This window comes from Caballeronia sordidicola (assembly GCF_001544455.2).
Taxonomy (GTDB): domain Bacteria; phylum Pseudomonadota; class Gammaproteobacteria; order Burkholderiales; family Burkholderiaceae; genus Caballeronia; species Caballeronia sordidicola.
Window position 1 is genome coordinate 406903 of record NZ_FCOC02000003.1, and the last position, 20144, is coordinate 427046.

Genomic DNA, 20144 nt, shown 5'->3' on the forward strand with positions numbered 1-20144 from the left:
GTTGGATTCCCATGCAGCGAAGAATGTTTGCAGAACATGCATAGCCGATGCTGCCTATAGAACCGGGTGTTTTTGTACGCACGCGGACTTTGCGACGCTTAAGTGCTCTGACGAGCGAATCTTCAGAAGTTTCCAAGCATTCAGCGAAATCCGCTTTCGGGAGAGCAATCTTGACTGACGATATTTCACTCCCGGTTTTTACGCTCAAGCGCGGGACCCTTCCCATGCTGGTGTCGATTCCTCATCTTGGAAGGGAGATTCCTTCCGAAATATCAGCAAGCATGTCCGCGGTCGCCGCTAATAACGACGATTGCGATTGGCACTTGGACAGGCTGTATGCCGTTGTCAAAGAACTGGGTGCGTCGGTGATCACACCAACCTGCTCGCGCTATGTGATCGATCTTAATAGGCCGCCCGACGGACAAAACTTATATCCGGGGCAAAAGACGACGGGTTTGGTCCCGATCGATACGTTTGATGAAAAACCTCTTTATCCCGACGGACGTGCACCGTCCCAAGAGGAGGTCGCCCGGAGACGCGAGAAATATTGGAAGCCTTATCACGAGGCGCTGATGCAAGAGTTGGCGCGTCTATGAGAAGTGCATGGGGGGCGCATTGCTTTGGGATGCCCATTCAATACGCTCCCGGGTGCCGCGCCTTTTCAATGGCGTTCTTCCCGACTTCAACTGGGGCACCGGCGGCGGGAGCAGTGCAGCGCCCGGACTCGCGGAAAACCTCGCCCGGATCGTCCACCTGGATGGCAGATATTCCGCTGTTGCAAATGGTCGCTTTACCGGGGGCTACATCACACGCCAATACGGGCGACCGGAACAGAACGTCCATGCTGTGCAACTTGAGCTTTCACAACGCAATTACATGGAAGAGCAGATGCCGTATCGGTACGACGATGATCGTGCGGAAATGATCCAGCCGCTTCTACAGAACCTTATAAGGGCGGCACTGGATTTTGTCACGGGTGAAGAGTGGAGTAAGTAGGATCGTCATGCAACGGACTGCTTTCTTTAGCAACTGTGTTTTCTAACCATTGTAGGACAACGCTGCAAGACCATGGTGGCGGCGCTGGCGTGTGAACTCCGCCAAACTGATCGTCCCGAAGTCAGATAGTCGTCGATTCGGCTATCGTAGTCCAATAAAGAACGTTCGAACATCTGTCTCGGAGCGCTTATTCCGGAATGAGCGCCAATACATCTTTCAGAAGTTGACGAGGTACAGCTATGCCGTTGGTCTCGCTTCGAAGCCGCGAGTCGAATCGTCGTTGTGAAGGTAACCGCGCGCCCTGGTCAACAATGCCAGCAAAAAGAGCTTCTGCTCTTTCCAGGTCGTTGGCACTGTCACCACTGGAAAACATCGGGGGATTGAAGGCGAGAATCAACTCGCCATGGCAGGGAGTCGCGCCAGCGCCTTGATCGAAAGCCATCGATTCCGACGAGGTCAGGTCGCCAATGAGCGGCCCGGCCAGCAGTTCGACCATCGCGGATAGTCCTGAGCCTTTGTGTCCGCCGAACGTCATCATTGCACCACGCATGGCTGCGGTGGGATCGTCAGTGGGCTTGCCGTTTTCGTCTATCGCCCAGTCCGTAGGAATCTGCTTGCCCGCGCGCCGGTGCAGCTCGATATCGCCACGCGCGACCGCACTTGTCGCGAAGTCGAACACATAAGGAAAGCGCCCCGTCCGAGGCCACGCGAACGCAACAGGGTTGGTGCCGAAAAGTGGTTTCGTGCCTCCCGCCGGGGCTACCCAGCTATGGCTCGGCGTCATTGCCAACGCAGCCAGGCCTTCGCTGGCAAGGAACTCAACCTCTGGCCACAACGCGGAGAAGTGGAAGCAGTTGTTGATTGCAAGCGCCGCTATCCCGGTCTGCCTGGCTTTTTGAACAAGCACTCGGCTGCCCATTTCAAACGCCAACTGAGAATAACCAAAGTTGGCATTCACACGGACGAGCGCCGGTGAAACGTCGGTCAATTCGGGCCGTGCATCTGGAACCACCTTGCCGTTGCGCAGCGTATTCACGCACACGATCAGTCGATAGATCCCGTGAGACTGACAATCGTCCCGCTGCCCGGCGGCGACCACTTTTGCGACTGCGCGGGCGTGGTCGGGCGCCATCCCGTTCGCGAGAAGGACTCGATTCGACAGATCGAGAAGCTCGGAGAAACTGAAGTATGCGATGTCGTCCATTGCTGGTCCACTAGTCGTTCCTGCGCTCAAAGAATGTTCTTGAAGAATATTGGATACGATATTCAATCGAGGATATTACACCTTGATGCCGTTTGCCAAGGCATTAAAGACCGGCATGAAAGCGCACGGCAGGCACCTATGTGCGATCTGCCAACGGAAACCCGAGAGAAAGCACTTGGTAAAAAACGCTTGACCTCTTATATTGGATCCAAGATATTGAACGCAATCGCAGATGGCGCGCATCTTTTGTCTAACTGATCCCGAGGAGATTTTCGTGAAGTTGAAGCTGATGGGATTGACTGTGCTGATGGCATCTTCCGCCGCCAGCCACGCGCAAAGTTCGGTCACGCTCTACGGTATCGTGGACGATGGAATTACCTTCACTAACAATCAGGGCGGCCACCACAACTATCAGGCGTCCAACGGCGCTTTAGGCAGCAGCAAGTGGGGCTTCCTGATCAACGAGGACCTTGGAGGCGGCTACAGCGCGATCGCACGCCTGGAAAATGGTTTCGATGTGAACACCGGGAAATTCAACAATGGGGGACGCGAATTCGGGCGGCAGGCGTATGTTGGCATCGGCAGCCCTTTTGGGTCGGTTCTCCTCGGTCGTCAATACGACCTCGTGCTTGATTCGCTGCTTCCTCTGTCAGGAGCGCTGAAGTTCTCCGGCATCCTCGGCACGCACGCGGCCGATGTGGACAACATGTGGGGCGATTATTCGCTCAGTAACTCGATCAAATATTTATCGCCGGTATATGGCGGCGTCAGGCTGTCGGCGTTGCTGAGTCTTGGCGGTGTAGCAGGAAACTTTGCCAACGGGCGCAAGGAATCTGTGAGCTTGAGTTACGCATACAACGCACTGAGCGCCAGCGCCGTGTTTTCGCGCGTCAGGAACCCGGGCACGTCGATCTACGATGCAACCGCCGAACCCGTAACAGGCGCTGCGTTTGCGAATCCGATCACGAATCCCACCTTCAGCGGGTACACATCGGCACAAACGCTGCAGGTCGCGGGCGCGGGTGTCAACTACAAGCTCGGATCGGCGCAACTCGGATTCATTTATACGAACACGCGTTTCGATGACGTAGTCCGCACCTCGACGACCCCCTTTTCCGGGACGGCGACGTTCAACAATTTCGAAGCGCTGGGCACCTATAACTTGACGCCCGCCTGGCTGATGGGCTTGAGTTATGACTATACGAAAGCCGAGACGGCGAAGTATGGCCAGGTGAACTTTGGCACGGAGTATTCGATCTCCAAGCGCACGCTGTTCTATGCAATCTCGGTTTGGGAGCACGCCATTGGCATTGACTCCACAGGCAACCGGGCGGTCGCGGCGTTGTCGTTCCTCACGCCATCGACCACAGCCAATCAGGTCGCCGTGCGCGTCGGCGTTCGTCACGCATTTTAGTCCGGAGTCGTTTTCCGATTCGACTATCGGCGACGCCGGGCCAAGAGCGTACTCATCGCCTGATCCGCTTTCGAGGCTAATCCCGTTCAGCGGAGTGTTTGCGATTCAAGCATTGGACTCTGATCTAACGCCTGACGTCCGCTGCTGCGCAGGCGGCAGCAATTTCCCTTACGCGGAGTTTTTATGTCACCTATAGCAGCGCGCCTGGAACGGCTTCCGTTCAGCCGCTTTCACTTCACACTGCTCATCATGGGCGGCCTGGGATTCATGTTCGAGGCCGTCGATGCCGGCATCATCGCCTTCATCCTTCCGGTGGTGCGTACCAAGTGGCATCTCACCAGTTTTGAAACAGGAATTCTCGGCAGCAGCACCTACGTGGGCTTCCTCATAGGCGCTCTTTTTGCCGGCTTGCTCGGAGACAGGGTCGGCCGGAAAGTTGTGATGATGTGGGCGTTGACCTTCTTTTGCGTGCTGACGTTCGCCAACGCATTCGTCAATGACTGGCACACGTTTGCCGTATTGCGGGCAATCTCAGGGATCGGCATGGGCGCCGAAGGCGCGATCATCGCCCCGTTTCTCGTGGAGTTCGTGAGCAACCGCTACCGTGGCGCTTTCACGGGTGCACTCGCCGGGTTTTTCTCGTTCGGGTTTGTTGCCGCGGCGTTGATCGGCTATTTCGTGATTCCCTTGAGCCCTGAAGGATGGCGTTACGCGCTGGTGGTGGTTTCGCTGCCGGTGATCGTCCTGCTGTGGTGGCGCCGGTCGTTGCACGAGTCGCCGCGCTGGCTGGAAATGCGTGGCCGACACGGCGAAGCCGCGGCCGTCGTCGCAGATATTGAACGCCGGATCGAGCGCACGGGCGTCACGCTTCCCCCGGTCGTTCCCGTCCCTGGCTATGTTTTTGAAATGCGGGAAACAGGTTCGTTTTTCAGTAACCTGAAACTCCTGTGGAGACCGCCTCTCGCGAAGACGACCGCCATGTCGTGGTGTTTGTGGCTCGCGGTCACTTTCTGCTCGTATGCTTTCTTCGTCTGGATTCCAAGCCTGCTCGTGGCGCGCGGAATGACCATCACGAAAAGCTTTTCGGTGTCGATCCTGATCTATCTGGCGCAGATTCCGGGCTACTACTCGTCTGCTTTCTTTTGCGAGAAGATCGGCCGGAAGGCAACCATCGTTACGTATATGGCGCTCGCGTGCATTGCCGGAATCTGGTTGGCATACGCGCAAGGCGATACCGCTGTTGTGGCGGCATCGATCTTCATGTCGTTCGCCATGAATGGCGTGAACGCTGGCGAGTATGCATACACCCCAGAGGTATTTCCGACCCATCTCAGGGCCACCGGAATGGGAACGGCATCGGCGTTCGGCCGGATCGGCGCTATCTGTTCGCCAATGCTGGTGGGCTATGTTTTTCCGATCTGGGGATTTGCCGGGGTGTTTGGAATGACGACCGGCATATTGCTGATCGGAGCCCTTGCAGTCATCTTCCTGGGCATCTCGACAAGTGGCAAAACGCTCGAGCAAATCACGGCCGACGAATACGGAGACGACCGCGATCCGGCCGCAGGGCTCCCGCACACAAAGGCCAGGATCTGAACATGTCCAGCGATCGCCCAACAGGAATTTTCAGTTCGCTAGCGTTGTCGCTGCACCGGAACGAGCCAGCCGATTCGTTCTGGAAAAAGCTGGATGGCGCGCTGCAGGACATCTTCGGTCATAAGTTGTTCACTGTACTCGCTTATGACGTTTCAAGCCGCCTGCTGTGCCGCGTGTACAGCACGCAGTTGGACATCAACCCCGTTGGTGGAATAAAGCGCGTGACGGACAGTCGATGGACCAGGCATGTGCTTGAAGAAGGGAAAGTATTTCGCGGCGAAACGCGCGAGGACATAAAGGCGGTATTTTCCGACTACGAGGTGTTGTGGTCGATAGGCTGCGAGAGTGTGTTGAACATTCCGGTCGTCAAGCGAGGAATGGTCGTTGGCTCGCTTAATCTGCTCAGTGGCGCCGGGCACTACAACGAAGCGCGTATCGAACTCGCGTATGTATTCGCGCAACTTGCGGTCTCGCCTTTGGAAGCGTGCCGCGACACCCTTCAGCTCGACAGTACGGACACGCGCGGTCTGGAAAGCGTTTAATTGAGTTACCAGTCCGGCACGCAGCCCGACAACCGGCCCGATACCCAGATCGCATATAAGATTGCCGAGAGCCTGTTGTTCGATTCCATCTTCGGCTGGAGTAATCAAGCATGACCGAAACAGTAACGTTGGGATTCGTCGGGAGTGGCGACATTACGCACGCCATCGTTACCGGCATTTTTGCGCAGGCGCGGGAACGCTATGAAGTCTGGCTGTCCCCGCGCAATGCGCACATTTCCAAAGAACTGGCTGATCGATATCCCGGTGTTCATGTGGCTCGGGACAATCAGCATGTCGTCGATCAGGCGGAGATCGTGTTTCTCGCAGTTCGACCGCAAATAGCGTCCGAGGTGCTGGGCACGCTGAGTTTCAACCCTGATCAGTACGCGGTGAGTCTCATTGCCGGATATGGAACCGAAAAGGTGCGAGATTCGTTGCGCAAAGCGCCCGGGCGGATCGTGCGGGCGCTGCCGCTGCCAATGGTCGCACAAGCCGCAAGTCAAACGGTTCTCTACCCCAAGGAGGCACGCGTGCGCGACATCTTCGATTCAATCGGCGGCTCGCTCGGCGTCGCCTCGGAAGACCAGTTCGACACCATGCTGGCGTTGAGCGCAAGCATGGGTCTCTTCTTTGCGACGGCTCACGCGCAGAGTAGTTGGGCGTGCCGCAGAGGTGTGGACTACGAGGTTGCGCGTTCTTATCTCATGTCGCTATGCAAGGGCCTCGCCAGTGCGGCGCTGCTCGGCGACATTCCGCTCGACGCACTATCGCAGCAGTATTCGACTGGCGGGGGCATCAATGAGCAGGTCGTGTCGCTGATGACGCATGCCGGATTGTTCGAGAATATCGACGCGGCTTATGACAGCATTGAACAGCGGCTTGTCGCGACACGCGAGCCCAATCGGCGCTTGTAAATCATCGACCCGGTTTGTCGAATCGAGAGGAGCAAAAAGCATTGGCTTGGTCCCCGGAGGACGTGAATTGGCGCGCCGGTGAATTACGGATGCCTGATGATTCCTGTGCCTGGTCATTGCCCTGGAAATCAGGTTGCAAACCAAGTGTCGTTGAGTCGATAACCCTCTGGATAAGGATCCTCGGGATCGACCCCGTAATACGAAATACCCGTGAGCCAGGCGCGGCCACTGACGTTCGGCAGGACAGCGGGGGTCTGGCCGACCATCGTTTCTGCATTGATGCGGCAAAGAAACTCGGTGTCGATGATCGACCGGTGGCGAAACGTCTGGCCGACGGCGAGTTCGCCGGTTGCACCCAGCAAGGCCATGCGTGCCGAACTTCCCGTACCGCAAGGACTCCGGTCGAGGCGCCCGGGCGACACCACGACGGCGTTCCTGGAGACGACTTCATCGCCTCGATGTTCGACCGGGCCTGCAAAAAGCGTCTGGTTGATGGTGTGGATGCCGGGGTTTTCCGGATGTATCGAAGGTAATTGCGCGGCCGCGGCGAGCTTGATCTGCTCGCCTGCCTCGACTAGCGAGCGCGCCTCGGACCTGTCGAGCATGAAGCCGAGGGCTTTTGCGTCGACGATCACGTAGATCATGCCGCCGTAGGACACATCGACCGTGAGCGTGCCGAAGCCAGGCACTTCGACAGCGGCTTTGCGATGCATCACGAAGGACGGAACATTGGCAAACGAGACCCGGCGGCACTTGCCGTTCGCGCACTCGGCCTGGACGCGCACGAGCCCGGCCGGCGTATCGACGACCAGCGTGGTAACGGGCTCATGCATGGCAACGATGCCCGTTTCGAGCGCGACGGTGACGGTGCACATCAGGTTCGAGCCGGACATCGCCGGGTAATAGTCGGCTTCGATCACGATCATGCCGAAATCGGCTTCGGCGTCGATGGGTGGCGTGATGAGGTTGACGGCAGCGTTGACGCTTCCGCGCGGATCCGAGAGCAGCATGCCGCGAAGCCAGTCTTTTTCGGCAATCAGGGTCTGCTGGCATTCGAACATGGTGCCGGCGCGAGGGCTCAGGATACCACCCGTAATCACACGTCCTACCTCGCCTTCCGCATGAGCGCCGACGACGGTCACGTTCCGTTCCAGTTTCATGCTGCCTTCCTTGAGCGATGAAGCCGCGATGCAGGCGCGGCTGACAGCCGAGCCATGGGCCAATGGCAACGTCGAGGCCGCGAGCTCAGCACAGGGTGTTCTTGAAAAAGCGTCCGTCCTTCATGATGACATCGAGATTGACGCCTTGCTGATTGAACGTGGTGGCGTCGCTCGCGGGGTCCCCGTTGACGACGAGAATATCGGCACGGGCGCCGGCCGTGATCTCGCCGATCCTGCCCTTTTGCATCATCATGTCGGCGTTGATGCTCGTAGCCGAGATCAGCGTGTCCACCGGGTCCTCTACACGCGATCGCAGCATGAACTCCTCACCCTGGTAGTAGTGCAGTTTCAGGCCGAGGATATCGGTGCCGAAACCGATTTTCGTTTTGCAGCGCCGCGCAATGTCGAGTGCCTCGATACCCTTGTCCCGTACCTGCCGGATCTTGCGCATGCTTTCCGCAGGCGAGCCCAGCTCGGCGCCAAAGCGCACGAGGGTGTCGGAGGAAACGAGTGTCGGCACGAGAAACGCATTCAGTTCCCTCATTCGGATGGCTGCGCTTTCGTCGAGAAGATTGCCGTGCTCGATACTGCGAATGCCGCACTCGATCGCGCGGATGATCGCGCGTGGTGTGTACGCGTGCCCCATGACATAGGTGTTCCAGGCCTCGGCCTCTTCCACGATAGCGCGCAGTTCATCGAGTGAATACTGTGTGTTCTCGATGGGATCGGTGGGCGATGCCGCCCCGCCAGAGGCCATGACCTTGATATGAGTCGCGCCCATGCGCAGTTCATCGCGCGCGGCATGCCGTACGTCGGGTACGCCGTCCGCAATGCGCCCGAGAATGCTGCCCTGTGACAGCCCGTGACAGGCGCAGCCGAAACTCATCCGGGCGCGCATGTCCGCGTGTCCGCCCGTCTGCGTGAGCGCGGCGCCCGCCACGTACATTCGCGGACCGTCGATAAAACCCTGCTCGACGGCGGCGGCAAATCCCGCATCGGCACCGCCGGCGTCCCGGATGGTCGTGAACCCTCTTGCCAGCATGCCTTCGAGGACGTGGCGGCTCTGCGCGTAAAGCAGCGATTTTTGAATCTTGTCGAGGCTTGCGAGATCCACGTCCGTTGCCAGAATATGGACGTGGGCGTCGATGAGTCCGGGCATCAGCGTCCTCGCGCCGCAATCGATGGCGATGTCGCCCTGAACAGATGGCTCGCCTTCGAACACTTCGCGAATGAATGCGTCCTCGACGATCACGCCCATGCCCGCACGGATATCCCGTGACAGGCCGTCGAACAGTCTTGCATTCCTGAGCACGGTAATTGTCATTGCTTTTTCCTTGATGAACCCGTGATCCAAAGCTTGCTGCCGATCTGATCCGCGACCGGGGTCCTACCGTTAAAGCAGAGGTTTGTGAGCGGTTTCCTTCAAGGTCAGTACTGTTATCGTCGACATGACGGCAGCCACGATCACGTAAAACGCCGGCGAAAGGGGAGAGCCGGTTGCCTTGATGAGCCAGATCGCAATGAACGGGGCGAATCCGCCAAAGATAGCGTTAGCAATGCCATAGCCTATCGACATCCAGGTCGTGCGCATCTTCGTCGGGAAGATCTCGGACAGCGCGGCTGGTGCCACACCCGAAAATATGCCGATGAGAATGCCGCTTCCCAACTGGATGACCGCAACGAGCAGCGCGGATTTGGTCGCCAGCATCCAGGCAAAGAGCGGGTAGGGCAAGACAATGAACGCAAGACAGCCGAGCAGCAACAGCGGCTTGCGCCCCACCTTGTCCGACAGCGCACCCCAGAAAGGAATGGCGAGCGTCATCAGAAGCAATCCGCCGGTGTTCCACCAAAGCGATGCGGAAGCACTGAGTCCCACGTACTTCTGCACGAAACTCGGCAGGTAATTGAGAATTACATAAAGCGATACGGTCCACACCATCACCAGGCCGCATGCCTGAAGCGCCATGGGCAGCGGCGAACGCGTGTCGGGTTCGACGGCAGCGTCATGCGCCGCCTCGAAAAGCGGTGACTCCTCACTCTTGCGGCGGATATACCAGCCGATCGGCCCAATAATCAGTGCACCCGCAATGAACGGGACACGCCAACCCCAGTCCACCATGCCTTGTGGCGATATCCACGTTGACATCAAGGCTGCCGCGCCGGAGCCAAGCAGGCTGCCGCCAATCGTGCTGCACTGCTGGAAGCTGCCATACAGACCGCGCTTGCCCTTGGGCGCCCATTCGACCAGAAAGGCAATCGCGTTACCCAGTTCTCCGCCGACCGAGAATCCCTGAAGGAGTCTCGCGAGCACGAGGAGAATGGGCGCGAGAATGCCAATTGACGCGTACGACGGAATCAGCGCCATCAGGAGGGTTCCAAGCGCCATCAAGGGCATGACGAACGAGAGCGTCCACTTGCGGCCTTTGCGATCGCCCAGCCAGCCAAAGACGATCGCGCCGAGTGGCCGGGAAGCGAAGCCAAGTCCGTACGCGCCGAAGGTGCCGAGCATGGCGACGAAATCATCGCCCGCCGGAAACATGCTCTTGGAGATCGACGTAGCGAGAAAAGCATACGTCGCAAAGTCGAACCACTCGAGAACGTTGCCGACAATGGCGGCCCGCACGGCGCGCATTGACTGCGCTCTGGTTCTGGCACCGGCGTAAGCATTCGGCGCCGATGACAACCCTTGCGCGCCTATTTCGTTTCCCATGCTCATGAGACCTCCCGTATTGGTTCGAACATTTCATGTATCAAGAATTGGATCCAGAATATTGAGTGCATAAAAAATAGTCAATGCTCGCTTGTACGAAATATCGCGTCGGCTGCGCTCGATTGCGATAGTCTCGGGGGCGCACGCCATCGGCGAGTCGGCGAAGCACGGCTAAAACTGGTGCAAGATCAAAGAACACGCTTCTGCAAGCGCTCTTAAAACACTTGACACGTATCGCCGAGAACGCCATGATAATTTCATGAGCGGATATTGGATACAATATGTTTGTTCGAAGTACGGCATGTTCTTATCGGATCACGCCTGCGTTCTGTGCGAACAATGCGGTGATGTCGAAGGCGTGATGACCGCGCCGCGCCTGCGTGAGCGTTCACGACACTCCTGATTCCGAGCGGCTGCTACTAATCGATCAAGCAATGACAAACCAGACTACCTCTAATGCAAGCACGCCTGACGTCCTCGTGGTAGGTGCGGGCGTTGTCGGACTGGCTTGCGCGTGGTCTGCGCTGAGGGAAGGGCTGACCGTTACGATCGTCGATCGCGATTTCGACGGAGACCGCGCCTCGCACGGCAATGCCGGGGGCATAGCGGCAAGTGAAAGCACGCCCATTTCGGTGCCCGGGCTTTTCTTGAAGGCGACGAAATGGATGCTGGATCCGTTGGGGCCGTTGTCCCTTGATTGGAGGCATGTACCCAGCGCTCTTCCGTGGTTCATCGAATTCAGGCGCGCAAGCAATCTCGATAGATTCAGGCAGATTTCGCTGGCGCTTGCGGCACTCAACAATCGCGTCTACGACGATCTGATTCCGCTATTCGAGGACGTTGGCGCAATGAGCACGTTTTACCGTCGTGGCGCGATAACCTTGTATGAAACCGACAAAGCGTTCCGGGCGGATGCGACCGAGTGGAAGCTCAAGCAGGAACTCGGCGTGCGCTGGCGCGCGTTAAATCAGCGGGAAGTTCAAGAACTCGAGCCTGCGCTCGCACCCGTATTCAAGCACGGTGTGTTCCTCGAAGACTGGTCGCATATTGGAGATCCGAGGCAGCTGGTCTCGCAGATCAGGACACGGGTCAAAGCGCTGGGAGCCCGACTGGTTCAAGGCGTGGTGGCCGGACTGGACGCGAACGATCGCGACACCCCATCGGCGGTGCTCAATACGGGCGCGACAATCGCCGCGCGGCAGATTGTGGTCGCGGCCGGAGCATGGTCGGCATCGCTCGCGGAGTCGATCGGCGACACGGTGCTGCTTGAAAGCGAACGCGGATACAACACGACTTTGCCGCAGCCGGGCGTCGGCTTGTCACGGGAAGTGATCTTTGCCGAACGCAAGTTCGTGGCAACACCGCTTGATATCGGCATCCGGATTGGCGGCGCCGCGGAATTCGCCGGATTGAAGGCGCAACCCAATTACAAGCGTAGCGAGGCGCTGCTTGAATTGGGAAAACGGTTCCTGCCCGGGATCCAGGACCACGGCGCGGTTCAGTGGATGGGACATCGGCCCGCAACGCCAGACTCGCTCCCGGTCATTGGCAAATCGCCCTCCGCGGCTGCGGTGATCTATGCATTTGGTCATGGGCATCTTGGTCTTACACAGTCCGCAACGACTGGCGCGTTGGTAGCGGATCTGCTGGTCAACAGGACGCCCGGCACGCCGCTCGGCGCGTATTCCATCGAGCGATTCCGCAAATAAGCGCGGCGTGCCGGCGACAGTGTTTCCCGCTGTGCAGTCCGCTAGATGTTTTTATATTCATTCCCGGAGGTTTGACATGAAAGTTGATTGGAAGGGTGTTTTCCCCGCAGTGACGACGAAGCTGAAGGATGATGGCTCGCTTGACCAGGAAGCCATCAAGGCCGGCCTGAACCGCCTTATCGACAATGGCGTAGGCGGCGTGGTGATGATGGGCATGGTTGGCGAAAACGCCCAGCTCACGCCGGAAGAAAAGCGTACCGTCCTCAAGATTGCGGTTGAAACCGTGAACGGCCGGGTTCCGGTCGTATCGGGTCTCGCTGAAACGAATACCGCCAGCGCGACGCAGTTTGCGAAGGATGCCGAAGCAATCGGCGTACAGGGCCTGATGGTCTTCCCCGGCCTCACCTACAAGTCCGATGATCGCGAAACAGTCGAGTTCTATCGTTCGGTGGCGCGCTCGACCCATCTTGGCATCATGATCTACAACAACCCGCGCGGCTACGGCGTCGACATGCGCCCGGATCTGCTGGAGCAGTTGAAGGACGAAGCCAATATTGTCGCTGTGAAGGAAGAAACCTACGACACAACGCGCGTGACCGATATCTACAACCAGTTCGGCGACCGCTTTGTTGTGTTCTGCGGGGTTGACGATCTGGTACTGGAGTCGGTTGCGCTTGGCGTGACGGGTTGGGTGTCGGGCATGGCCAACGCGGTGCCGAAGGAATCCGTGGAGTTATTGGATCTGGCGGTGAAAGGCGAATTTGAAAAAGCCCGCAAGCTGTACCGCGTGCTGACGCCATTGTTCCATCTCGATGTGCACGTCAAGCTGGTTCAATACATCAAGCTTGCTGAAAACATGACTTCCGGATATTCGGAGAACGTCAAGGCGCCGCGCCTCAAGCTCGAAGGCGATGAGCGTCAGAAAGTGATCGCCATTGTGGAAAAGACCATGAAGGACCTGAAAGCGTTATCTTAGGCATTTTTCCGGCAAGCGAAATGGAAGCGATCGGGAGTTGGCGATAGAGACAGATTGGACAGGCGAGGGGCGTACCGTTGATCGACCCCTCGGTTTCGGGGCGCAACCGGCTATGCCTCGCGGAAATCGCAATGACTGTCTGGACCCGTCGTCAATAGAGCCGGTAAGCGCTTGAGAAGCATTCGAGGTCATTCATGAGAAGCACGTTTTTTTGCATCGATGGCCACACTTGTGGCAATCCCGTACGCGTGGTAGCGGGCGGAGCACCCATGCTCCAGGGCGCGAACATGATCGAGCGGCGCGCCTGTTTCGAGCACGAGTTCGACTGGATCCGGACCGCCCTCATGTTTGAACCGCGTGGTCACGAGGTCATGTCCGGTTCCATTCTGTATCCGTCGACGCGGCCGGATTGCGACATTGCGATCCTGTTCATTGAAGTAAGCGGCTGCTTGCCCATGTGCGGGCACGGCACAATAGGCACGGTCACCACCGCGATCGAGAACGGGCTAGTGCGTCCCCGTGAGCCGGGCGTCGTCCGGCTCGATACGCCCGCCGGTCTCGTGGTCGCCCGCTACAAGCTGGATGGCGACCACGTGGCTTCGGTGCAGTTGATCAACGTTCCGTCGTATCTCCACTCGACTGCTTTGAGCGTTGATGTGGAAGGGCTTGGCGAGATCCGCTTCGATGTCGCGTATGGGGGAAATTTCTACGCGATTGTCGAGCCGCAGGAAAATTTCGCCGACATGCGTACGTTGCGGCCAGGCGATATCCAGCGGCTTAGTCCGATTCTGCGCAAGAAGGCCAACGAGAAATATTCGTTCGTTCATCCGGAGCAACCCGAGATCCACGGCTTGAGTCATGTGATGTGGTGCGGCGAACCGACCGTCGCCGGCGCAAGCGCACGCAATGCCGTGTTCTATGGCGACAAGGCCATCGACCGATCGCCTTGCGGAACCGGCACGTCCGCCCGCATGGCGCAGCTCGTGGCCAAGGGCAAGCTGAAGCTCGGGGAGACGTTTGTTCACGAGAGCATTATCGGCACGCTGTTCAATGGCGTGGCTACACAAGCAACGAAGGTCGGCGAGTATGACGCGATCATTCCAAGCGTTGAAGGCTGGGCTCGAGTCACGGGTTTCAATACGATCTTCGTCGATGACCGGGATCCGCTTGCGAAAGGCTTTTTGCTCAAATGATATCCACAGCGCTGCGTTCGCCAGGAACCCAGCGGTCATATTTCACTGGGACAGGGAATGATCATTCTGAAAAACGCGCGGGTTCTGGATGCGAATCACGAATCCGACCAAAGTCTTTATTCAATTGTGATCGAGGGAAATCTGATCACGGACGTGTCGCGTGAACCGGTTTCGCAACCGGGGGCCGATATTATCGATGTAGCCGGCCGCACCGTCATGCCTGGATTAATAGACTGCCATGCGCATGTGATTGCGTCGGTGGCTCATCTCGGATCGAACAGCCGCTTGCCCAATACCTTCGCTGTCCTGAAGGCGGTTCCCATCCTTGAAGGCATGCTCAATCGCGGGTTCACCACCGTGCGCGACGCGGGCGGTGCGGATTACGCACTCGCAAAAGCGATTGACGAAGGCGTCATAGCGGGTCCCCGCTTGTTCATTGCCGGGAAGGCGTTGTCCCAGACGGGCGGACACGGCGACTTCCGCGAACGATTCGACAACTCCGACCCGGATCCGTGCGGCTGCAGCCGCAACCTTGGCGCGATTGGCCGGATCGTGGATGGCGTCGATGAGATGCGCAAAGCAGTGAGGGAGGAAATGCGCGCAGGCGCCAATCACGTCAAGATCATGGCGTCGGGGGGCGTGGCGTCACCAACGGATCCCATCGGCAATTTTCAGTTTTCCGTCGATGAAATCAAGGCCGCCGTCGAAGAGGCCCATTCGCATCAAACCTACGTGATGGCGCATGCCTACACCGGCGCCGCGATCAGGCGCGTGGTCGAGCTGGGCGTTCGCACGATCGAGCATGGAAATCTGATTGACGACGAAGCCGCGGCTGTCATGGCGAAGCACAACGCTTACGCGGTGCCGACGCTAGTGACGTACGACGCGATGAGCAAGGTCGGCGCCCGGGCAGGAGTATCCGAGAGTGCGTTGAAGAAAAATGAAGACGTGCGCACGCAGGGCTTGCGAGCGCTCGGTATTCTCAAGCGCCATGGGGTCAAAATCGGTTTGGGAACGGACCTGCTGGGTGACATGCATCAGTTTCAAAGCGATGAATTGTCGATTCGATCGGCTATCGTCGGCGCGTTTGAGACCATTTGCCAGGCCACCAAGATCGGCGCTGAAATTGTCGGAATGGCAGGCAAGCTTGGAATCGTGGCGAAAGGGGCTTTCGCGGACCTGCTGGTTGTGGATGGCGATCCTCTGGACGACATCAGCGTTCTGATTTCGAATCAGGGGGAAGGCATTGCAGGGGTCATGAAAGACGGAGTCTGGATACGCAGCGCGTTCGCATGAATGGCAGATTGGATTTTGGATACGAAAGCCGATTTATGGTACATTCAAGACATCCATTTTCCAACAAGACTGTCCGCAATGACCACGGGAACGCTGAAGAAAAAACCTGCCAGGACAACGGATGTTCCCGATCCTGAATTCGCTGGGCGTCTAACGCGAAAAATCATCCGGCCGACCGCCGTAGAACTCGTTACTGATGAAATCCGCCAGATGATCCTGAGCGGCCGGATTTCGCCCGGCAGTGTTCTCAGGCAGGAAGTCCTTGCTGAGGAACTGGGCGTGAGCAGGGTGCCTGTGCGCGAGGCGATCACGCGGCTTCACTCCGAAGGGTTACTGAACGTGGTACCGCACAAGGGTGCCTACGTTCAGGAGTTGTCGGTTGACGAAGTGCGTGAGACGTTTGACATTCGGCTTCGTCTCGAGCCCTGGGTTTTCTCCGAGGCGATCCCTTTGATCACGGATGCTGAAATCAACCGGGCAGAGCGAATCGTCAAGGACATGGACAAGGCGACGGGCGGAGAATGGGGCTCGTTGAACTGGAAACTTCATGAGACGCTTTATCGGCCGGCCCGGTGCGAAATCACGCTGCAGATGCTACGTGTATTGCACGACAGGTGTGATCGATATTTCCGCTTCCAGGTAGTCAAAGTACCTATTCGGGAGCAGTCTCATACAGAACACATGCATATCATCGACGCGTGCCGCAATCGCGACGTAAAGCTTGGAATCAAGCGGCTCGAGACACATCTGAAAATTGCAAGCCAGCAGATTGTGGGAATTGTCGAAGGTGTAATGGCGAAGGCTGAGAATATCCGCTAGGCAATCGAAAAAGCGGCTTGATTTCTTCGTTATGTCTCGTGCTGCTAAAACCTGTGCTTTAGCGCCAGTTTGTTCTTTGTGATCTATCTTGATTGCCAGAACGCAGGAACGTCCCGGCAATCAGCGGTTCTTGCGTCCTTTACGCAGCCAGACGGTTCTTGAAAAGCTGCCCCTGTTTCATGATTACATCGAGGTGGCGGCCCTGCTGACCCAGGACTCCAATATCCGCCAGCGGATTTCCGTCGACAACCAGCAAGTCCGCGATGGCCCCAGCCGCCACAACGCCAAGCTCGTGTGCCCTGTTTAAAACCTCCGCTGCGACCGACGTGGCCTGGCAGATTACCTCGTGGTTCGAAAACGCGCGGGTTCGCAGCATGAGTTCTTCGCTCTGGCGCTGATGCATCGTGCCCAGAAGGTCGGAACCATAGGCCATCCTGACCTTGTTTCGTTTGTAGATTTCCAGCGAATCCAGCCCTTTCTGCAGCACGGCAGCATTCTTTACGAGTGAATCCTCTGGAAAGCCCGCTTGCGCACCGTCAGTCCTGCACGCTTCGTATGTGATCAAAGTCGGCACCACGAAGGCGCCTCGATCGGCCATCACTTTCGCGGTTTCGTCGTCGACCAGGTTGCCGTGTTCGATCGTGCGAACCCCGAAATCCACCGCGCGCCTGATTGCCTGAGCCGTATAGGCATGAGCCATGACGTAGGTCTGGTGTTGCCGTGCTTCCGCGACTGCGGCGCGGATCTCGTCCTCGGAGAATTGGAGATTGCCAATCGGATCGCTCGGCGAGGATACGCCTCCAGACGCCATGATCTTGATTTGCGTGGCGCCCTGACGCATTTCCTGCCGGATGGCCCGGCGAATCTCATCGACGCCGTCCACTATGCGGCCGATCGCGCCGTAGTATTGCGAACACGGGCAGTTATCGGGACTGTGGTCTAACCTGACTCTGAAATCCGCGTGGCCACCGGTTTGAGAAATTGCCTTGCCTGAAGTAAAAAGACGCGGGCCTTCCGCAAGTCCTGTTTCCACGGCTTGAGCCAGCGCGTAGTCGGCGCCCCCTGCGTCGCGAACGCTCGTGAAGCCCCGCTCCAGCATGCCACGAAGGATTGGGATGGCGCGGAACAATGCGAAGGCGTTCGGGAGCTTTGCATTCGTTCCAAGGTTTGCCATGCTTGCCATTACGTGGACATGACAGTCGATCAGCCCCGGCATCAAGGTTTTACCTTTTATGTCGAGAACCGTTGCTTCCGAGCTGACGCCAACGTGAGTGTCGACTTCACGAATGACACCGTCTTCAACCAAAACGTCGTACGGTTGGTCGTCTTCATTGTGATTGACGTCGACTATGCGAGCACTTTTAAAAAGAATGAGCATGGTTTCCTTGGTTGCGAATGCGGATTGCCGAGACCCGCAAGGGTGCCTCGACGGACCAATGTGAAGAGATCTGACGCGGCCGGCTTGAATGTAATTGCACCGGTCCGTTGTCTGGAAAACCGGCACTATGCCGGCGGACATAGCCCTTGCAGGTTGCAAACAGAACAGAAGTGCAAGAGGCCGATGACCAATTGAATCCCGGTCCAATCGTAGTCCATGGGGAATCAACAAACAAGCAAGTTCAAAACTTCAGGGCTATGCAGTGAGCAATCAGAAGTCCGTTCAAAATACAAACGTACTGCGGTCCAAATGTACTTGAATTTGGATTTCATTGAAGTCAATATGAGTGCTCGTGATTTCCGGCTAAACGTTTTAGCTGGAGTCCAGTTGGGACTTTCTTGCACGGGTGAGGAACATCAGATGTTGCAGTTGAACGAGCGCGATAACGCGATGTTGAATGGCGAGTTGGGAGAGGGCGCGGCGCGCGCAATGCGTATTGTCAAGCGTACTGCCGAGGTCATGGTCGCGAATCAATTGATCGACATTACGTCGGCCCATATTGACGGTTGCCTTTATCACGGACAGGCAAGCCTTGATTTCGTCGAATTCTTCGTGGGTACGGGTGCGAGGGTTGCGGTGCCCACCACCCTGAACGTCGGTTCGCTGGACCTGATTCATCCTGAGCTCTACCACGGTGACCCTTCTATCCAGCGCGATGCACAAAGGTTGATGGACGCACATCTTCTGCTTGGATGTGAACCGACCTTCACTTGCGCGCCTTATCAAGCGAAAAACCGGCCAGGGAAAGGACAACAGATTGCGTGGGCGGAATCCAATGCGATCGTTTTCGCCAATTCCGTGCTTGGTGCGCGGACCAGCCGTTACGGCGATTTTCTCGACCTGGCGGCTGCCATCACGGGTCGCGCACCGTACGCTGGTCTGCATGTCGAAGCAAACCGCGCGGGACAAATTGTTTTTGAACTGACGGACTTCAGGCGTGTGACTTCGCGCGATATCTACTTTGCAGCGCTTGGGCTCTTTGTCGGAAAGGTCGCGGGTGCATTTGTTCCGGTTATTGTCGGCCTTCCCGAAGACACGACCGAGGACGAATTGAAAGCGCTCGGTGCGGCGGCGGCATCAAGCGGCTCGGTTGCATTGTTTCACGCTGTCGGTATCACGCCGGAAGCGCCGACGCTTGAAGCTGCGCTGCAAAATCGCGCGCCGCTAAAAAGCGTGAGCGTTTCGTTCTCGGACCTCGATGAAATACGAAAAGCGCTCAATGGAGGACGCGAAGGCGATGATCTCGTCGCTGTCTCGCTTGGAACTCCTCATTTCTCTCTGGCTGAGTTTCATCAACTAGGCCATCTGCTCGATCGCCACGAAGGGCGCCCAAAGACTGACTTCTACGTAAATACAAGCCGGTTTATTCTTTGGGAATTGAACGAGATTGGACTGGCAAGCAAATTCGAGGAGCGTGGCATTCAGATCGTCGTCGATACATGCACGTACATCACGCCTGTCATGAAAAAACTGACCGGACTTGTGATGACCAATTCAGGTAAATGGGCGTCGTATGCGCCAGCGAACATCGGCGTCAGTGTCGCATATGGAAGCATGAGCGAATGCGTGCAATCGGCTTTCAAAGGAAAGGTAATTTTCCATGGCTAAGCATCCGCCTGTTCCGGTTTCGGATAGTACCCATCTACAGGCAGGGGAATCTCTGTTTGGCGACGTCCTGATTCCCGGCGTCGCCAGCGCCGACAAAATAGTGCTGGAAAAGCCCTTGAGTTTTTGGGGCGGATATGACTGCAACGCCGCCACGATCATCGACCGGACACATCCACAATGCGGAGAAAGTCTCGCAGGGAAAATCATGATCATGGCGCGCGCCAAAGGTTCCAGTTCCAGCAGCAGCGTACTTGCAGAGGCGATACGAAACGGAACAGGGCCTGTTGGAATCGTGCTTGGGGAACGGGATTTGATCATCGCAATAGGTGCGATTGTCGCGGCTGAGCTCTATGGGCTAGTGGTACCCGTCGTCTGTCTCGCGCCGAATGACTTCGACCGGATTGCGGGCTCCAAGGGAGCACTGCGCATCGAGGCGGCTGAAGGGGGCGGCGCGCAGGTTTTTCTCGACGAATGACACACCTTATGAACGGTCGAGCCCACACATTCTTCGCGAGCGCTTAATCTCCTCTCAAAAGGATTGCTGCATTACGCTCGGAGCGCTGCGGAAC

Annotated in this window: 16 protein-coding genes and 1 pseudogene; 12 read left to right on the forward strand and 5 right to left on the reverse strand. The window is 57.4% G+C overall.

What is annotated here, in order from left to right:
* Positions 1–170 precede the first annotated feature (170 nt).
* Positions 171–996 (forward strand): annotated as a pseudogene (hutG, locus tag AWB64_RS08160) (N-formylglutamate deformylase).
* Between the two features lie 187 nt (positions 997–1183).
* Here the strand turns inward: hutG and AWB64_RS08165 are convergent.
* Positions 1184–2200, reverse strand: a complete 1017-nt coding sequence (locus AWB64_RS08165; RefSeq protein ID WP_060818182.1) for an Ldh family oxidoreductase — start codon at positions 2198–2200, stop codon at positions 1184–1186.
* Positions 2201–2474: 274 nt separating this feature from the next.
* On the opposite strand from AWB64_RS08165, the gene AWB64_RS08170 reads away from it, so the two are divergent.
* The 4 genes from AWB64_RS08170 (at position 2475) to AWB64_RS08185 (ending at position 6666) form a co-directional block, all read left to right on the forward strand.
* The gene (locus tag AWB64_RS08170) at positions 2475–3614 is read left to right on the forward strand and encodes a porin (RefSeq protein ID WP_060818417.1); all 1140 of its coding nucleotides are present in this window, start codon (positions 2475–2477) and stop codon (positions 3612–3614) included.
* A 183-nt stretch (positions 3615–3797) separates the two neighbouring features.
* Complete coding sequence (locus AWB64_RS08175) at positions 3798–5210, forward strand: MFS transporter (protein ID WP_060818183.1); 1413 nt, start codon at positions 3798–3800, stop codon at positions 5208–5210.
* A 2-nt stretch (positions 5211–5212) separates the two neighbouring features.
* Positions 5213–5752 (forward strand): GAF domain-containing protein, encoded by a 540-nt coding sequence (locus AWB64_RS08180; protein ID WP_060818184.1) that lies wholly within the window; start codon positions 5213–5215, stop codon positions 5750–5752.
* Positions 5753–5862: 110 nt separating this feature from the next.
* Positions 5863–6666, forward strand: coding sequence for a pyrroline-5-carboxylate reductase (locus AWB64_RS08185; protein ID WP_060818185.1), 804 nt, complete (start codon positions 5863–5865; stop codon positions 6664–6666).
* A 128-nt stretch (positions 6667–6794) separates the two neighbouring features.
* Here AWB64_RS08185 and AWB64_RS08190 read toward each other — a convergent pair whose 3' ends face one another.
* From AWB64_RS08190 to AWB64_RS08200, 3 genes are all read right to left on the reverse strand, one after another.
* Complete coding sequence (locus AWB64_RS08190; protein ID WP_060818186.1) at positions 6795–7826, reverse strand: proline racemase family protein; 1032 nt, start codon at positions 7824–7826, stop codon at positions 6795–6797.
* A gap of 85 nt (positions 7827–7911) precedes the next feature.
* Positions 7912–9150, reverse strand: a complete 1239-nt coding sequence (locus AWB64_RS08195; protein WP_060818187.1) for a metal-dependent hydrolase family protein — start codon at positions 9148–9150, stop codon at positions 7912–7914.
* A 69-nt stretch (positions 9151–9219) separates the two neighbouring features.
* A complete protein-coding gene (locus AWB64_RS08200) occupies positions 9220–10542 on the reverse strand; it encodes an MFS transporter (RefSeq protein ID WP_244163987.1) in 1323 nt (440 codons plus the stop codon).
* Positions 10543–10970: 428 nt separating this feature from the next.
* Between AWB64_RS08200 and AWB64_RS08205 the strand changes: the two genes are divergently transcribed.
* The 5 genes from AWB64_RS08205 to AWB64_RS08225 all read left to right on the forward strand — a co-directional run bounded on the left by AWB64_RS08205 (position 10971) and on the right by AWB64_RS08225 (position 16529).
* Positions 10971–12245, forward strand: coding sequence for an NAD(P)/FAD-dependent oxidoreductase (locus tag AWB64_RS08205; protein ID WP_060818188.1), 1275 nt, complete (start codon positions 10971–10973; stop codon positions 12243–12245).
* 76 nt (positions 12246–12321) lie between these two features.
* Positions 12322–13221, forward strand: coding sequence for a dihydrodipicolinate synthase family protein (locus AWB64_RS08210; RefSeq protein ID WP_060818189.1), 900 nt, complete (start codon positions 12322–12324; stop codon positions 13219–13221).
* Between the two features lie 194 nt (positions 13222–13415).
* On the forward strand, positions 13416–14414 hold the full coding sequence (locus tag AWB64_RS08215; RefSeq protein WP_060818190.1) for a 4-hydroxyproline epimerase: 999 nt from the start codon (positions 13416–13418) through the stop codon (positions 14412–14414).
* Between the two features lie 57 nt (positions 14415–14471).
* A complete protein-coding gene (locus tag AWB64_RS08220) occupies positions 14472–15710 on the forward strand; it encodes a metal-dependent hydrolase family protein (RefSeq protein WP_060818191.1) in 1239 nt (412 codons plus the stop codon).
* On the forward strand, positions 15711–16529 hold the full coding sequence (locus AWB64_RS08225) for a GntR family transcriptional regulator (RefSeq protein ID WP_341845203.1): 819 nt from the start codon (positions 15711–15713) through the stop codon (positions 16527–16529).
* Between the two features lie 139 nt (positions 16530–16668).
* On the opposite strand, the gene AWB64_RS08230 is transcribed toward AWB64_RS08225, so the two are convergent.
* On the reverse strand, positions 16669–17907 hold the full coding sequence (locus AWB64_RS08230) for a metal-dependent hydrolase family protein (RefSeq protein ID WP_060818192.1): 1239 nt from the start codon (positions 17905–17907) through the stop codon (positions 16669–16671).
* Between the two features lie 420 nt (positions 17908–18327).
* Here AWB64_RS08230 and AWB64_RS08235 point away from each other — a divergent pair, with 420 nt between their 5' ends.
* Entirely contained in the window at positions 18328–19575 is a 1248-nt protein-coding gene (locus AWB64_RS08235) for an aconitase X (protein WP_060818193.1), read from the forward strand.
* Entirely contained in the window at positions 19568–20050 is a 483-nt protein-coding gene (locus AWB64_RS08240) for an aconitase X swivel domain-containing protein (protein WP_060818194.1), read from the forward strand. Before AWB64_RS08235 ends, AWB64_RS08240 begins: the two co-directional genes overlap by 8 nt.
* Positions 20051–20144: the final 94 nt, after the last annotated feature.

Excerpts from the sequence above, each read along its gene's own strand:
- AWB64_RS08210 (WP_060818189.1), top strand. The coding sequence starts at position 12,322 with ATGAAAGTTGATTGGAAGGGTGTTTTCCCCGCAGTGACGACGAAGCTG.
- AWB64_RS08205 (WP_060818188.1), top strand. The coding sequence starts at position 10,971 with ATGACAAACCAGACTACCTCTAATGCAAGCACGCCTGACGTCCTCGTG.
- AWB64_RS08195 (WP_060818187.1), bottom strand. The coding sequence starts at position 9,150 with ATGACAATTACCGTGCTCAGGAATGCAAGACTGTTCGACGGCCTGTCA.
- AWB64_RS08185 (WP_060818185.1), top strand. The coding sequence starts at position 5,863 with ATGACCGAAACAGTAACGTTGGGATTCGTCGGGAGTGGCGACATTACG.
- AWB64_RS08175 (WP_060818183.1), top strand. The coding sequence starts at position 3,798 with ATGTCACCTATAGCAGCGCGCCTGGAACGGCTTCCGTTCAGCCGCTTT.
- AWB64_RS08230 (WP_060818192.1), bottom strand. The coding sequence starts at position 17,907 with ATGCTCATTCTTTTTAAAAGTGCTCGCATAGTCGACGTCAATCACAAT.
- AWB64_RS08215 (WP_060818190.1), top strand. The coding sequence starts at position 13,416 with ATGAGAAGCACGTTTTTTTGCATCGATGGCCACACTTGTGGCAATCCC.
- AWB64_RS08240 (WP_060818194.1), top strand. The coding sequence starts at position 19,568 with ATGGCTAAGCATCCGCCTGTTCCGGTTTCGGATAGTACCCATCTACAG.
- AWB64_RS08235 (WP_060818193.1), top strand. The coding sequence starts at position 18,328 with ATGTTGCAGTTGAACGAGCGCGATAACGCGATGTTGAATGGCGAGTTG.
- AWB64_RS08165 (WP_060818182.1), bottom strand. The coding sequence starts at position 2,200 with ATGGACGACATCGCATACTTCAGTTTCTCCGAGCTTCTCGATCTGTCG.
- AWB64_RS08225 (WP_341845203.1), top strand. The coding sequence starts at position 15,711 with ATGGCAGATTGGATTTTGGATACGAAAGCCGATTTATGGTACATTCAA.
- AWB64_RS08220 (WP_060818191.1), top strand. The coding sequence starts at position 14,472 with ATGATCATTCTGAAAAACGCGCGGGTTCTGGATGCGAATCACGAATCC.
- AWB64_RS08190 (WP_060818186.1), bottom strand. The coding sequence starts at position 7,826 with ATGAAACTGGAACGGAACGTGACCGTCGTCGGCGCTCATGCGGAAGGC.
- AWB64_RS08180 (WP_060818184.1), top strand. The coding sequence starts at position 5,213 with ATGTCCAGCGATCGCCCAACAGGAATTTTCAGTTCGCTAGCGTTGTCG.
- AWB64_RS08200 (WP_244163987.1), bottom strand. The coding sequence starts at position 10,542 with ATGAGCATGGGAAACGAAATAGGCGCGCAAGGGTTGTCATCGGCGCCG.